Origin of the sequence: Mixta mediterraneensis, from assembly GCF_030283135.1 — a bacterium.
Taxonomy (GTDB): Bacteria; Pseudomonadota; Gammaproteobacteria; order Enterobacterales; family Enterobacteriaceae; genus Pantoea; species Pantoea mediterraneensis.
The window spans coordinates 1-1,381 of the sequence record NZ_JASUAZ010000129.1; the positions used below are offsets into that span (position 1 = coordinate 1).

At 47.0% G+C, this 1,381-nt stretch carries 3 protein-coding genes and 1 pseudogene; 3 read left to right on the top strand and 1 reads right to left on the bottom strand.

What is annotated here, in order from left to right; all coding sequences use genetic code 11:
• Positions 1-261 precede the first annotated feature (261 nt).
• On the bottom strand, positions 262-627 hold the full coding sequence (locus QRY16_RS21915) for a helix-turn-helix domain-containing protein (RefSeq protein WP_054181123.1): 366 nt from the start codon (positions 625-627) through the stop codon (positions 262-264).
• A gap of 89 nt (positions 628-716) precedes the next feature.
• On the opposite strand from QRY16_RS21915, the gene QRY16_RS21920 reads away from it, so the two are divergent.
• From QRY16_RS21920 to QRY16_RS21930, 3 genes and pseudogenes are all read left to right on the top strand, one after another.
• Positions 717-905 (top strand): DNA-binding protein, encoded by a 189-nt coding sequence (locus QRY16_RS21920; protein WP_032438825.1) that lies wholly within the window; start codon positions 717-719, stop codon positions 903-905.
• Positions 906-957: 52 nt separating this feature from the next.
• A complete protein-coding gene (locus tag QRY16_RS21925; protein WP_020803508.1) occupies positions 958-1,263 on the top strand; it encodes a helix-turn-helix domain-containing protein in 306 nt (101 codons plus the stop codon).
• Positions 1,264-1,272: 9 nt separating this feature from the next.
• Positions 1,273-1,381 (top strand): annotated as a pseudogene (locus QRY16_RS21930) (DUF3102 domain-containing protein); the annotation flags it as partial.

A 1,381-nucleotide genomic window follows, 5' to 3' on the forward strand; every position in this document is an offset into this window, starting at 1 on the left:
GCCAATGGCCACGTTACTTGATGGAAAACGGGTCTGGGCAGAAAAGAATCTGAACCAGATTTAATCTGACAGACACCTGTATAAATAACCGGTAACTGTCAGATCAGGTCTGAGCTAGTACAGTTTATGGTCAAAGATTAACAGTTTTGTCGTGGCAAGAGCTTACGCCTTGCCACCTTACTTTTTTTTGATAAGCCTTTCCCGATAAGCAGCTAACTCAACCACATTCCCTTTACCGTGAAATTCTTATAAGCCCTCTCCCTACCCAGCAAACTTGCTTGGTTTTGGTTGAGTGAGGACTTTGCCGACCTCAAGAATAGCCCTCCGCTGCTCAGGACTCATATCATCAAACGCATCCATCAGAGCCTGTTTCTCCGTTGAGATACCCTGCACTGATGAAGTCCCATCTCCCAAGATAAATTGTTCACCAACACCTGTGAGAAGCCAATTGAGGTTTATACCCAACTGTGTGCACAACTTCGTTAAGCCTGCAATATTAGGTTCCCTGTCGCCATTCAAATAGCTTTGAGCGGTACGGTAAGGCAGCTCGCAAATCTCAGCGAACTCTTTGATTGAGCTGATCTTCTTTTGTTTTAGTACTTCTTTTAATCGCTCAGCTATACACATTTGCGTCTCTTTCGTTGCTTTATACACGTTTGTGTATATAATCTATCACACATAAGGCAAACATCATTGCATCAACAAAGGAGACAACGATGACTGCAGAACAAGTCAAATCACTCTTCCGCCAGCGCGGAGTCACTTTCACCCGCTGGGCTGAAGAAAACGGCTACAGCCGCAATGAGGTCTACCGTGTTCTTAATGGCTTCACCAAAGCTCGTTACGGCAAATCACACGAAATTGCAGTGAAGCTGGGTCTGAAACCAGATTCGAATGCGGCGTAACGTTTTAGCCCGTGTAACAGATTATCACATATCGCAAAAAGGGGAATGTGACATGAGTAAGGCAAATGTATCCAGTTCTGGCTCCCGCATTCTGCGCGTTCTTAAAGCACTGCGTGGCCACGCCCTGAACGGTGTTTCTAACGGTGAACTGGCATCGGCTCTGGGCGAGTCACCGGCGAATATCAATCGTGCGCTCAATACCCTTATCGAAGAAGGACTGGCCCTGAAACTGGATAACGGGCGTTTTGCTCCTGGAGTCCAGCTCTTACAAATCGCCATGGCGCACAGTACCGAAATGGCGCGGGCACAGGATCGTATTAATGAAATCAACCAGCGTGTTATGGCTGGCAGTCGCTAAGGAGTTGAAATGGGACGCACAAAATCACAACCAGTTGAACTAGTGGAAGATGCACCGCTGACCGATGGTCTCAGTGTCAGTCTTAATGCTATGTCCGAACATCGCCTCGAAATCATGC

Coding starts and splice junctions, on each gene's coding strand:
- QRY16_RS21915 (WP_054181123.1), bottom strand. CDS start 627: ATGTGTATAGCTGAGCGATTAAAAGAAGTACTAAAACAAAAGAAGATC.
- QRY16_RS21920 (WP_032438825.1), top strand. CDS start 717: ATGACTGCAGAACAAGTCAAATCACTCTTCCGCCAGCGCGGAGTCACT.
- QRY16_RS21925 (WP_020803508.1), top strand. CDS start 958: ATGAGTAAGGCAAATGTATCCAGTTCTGGCTCCCGCATTCTGCGCGTT.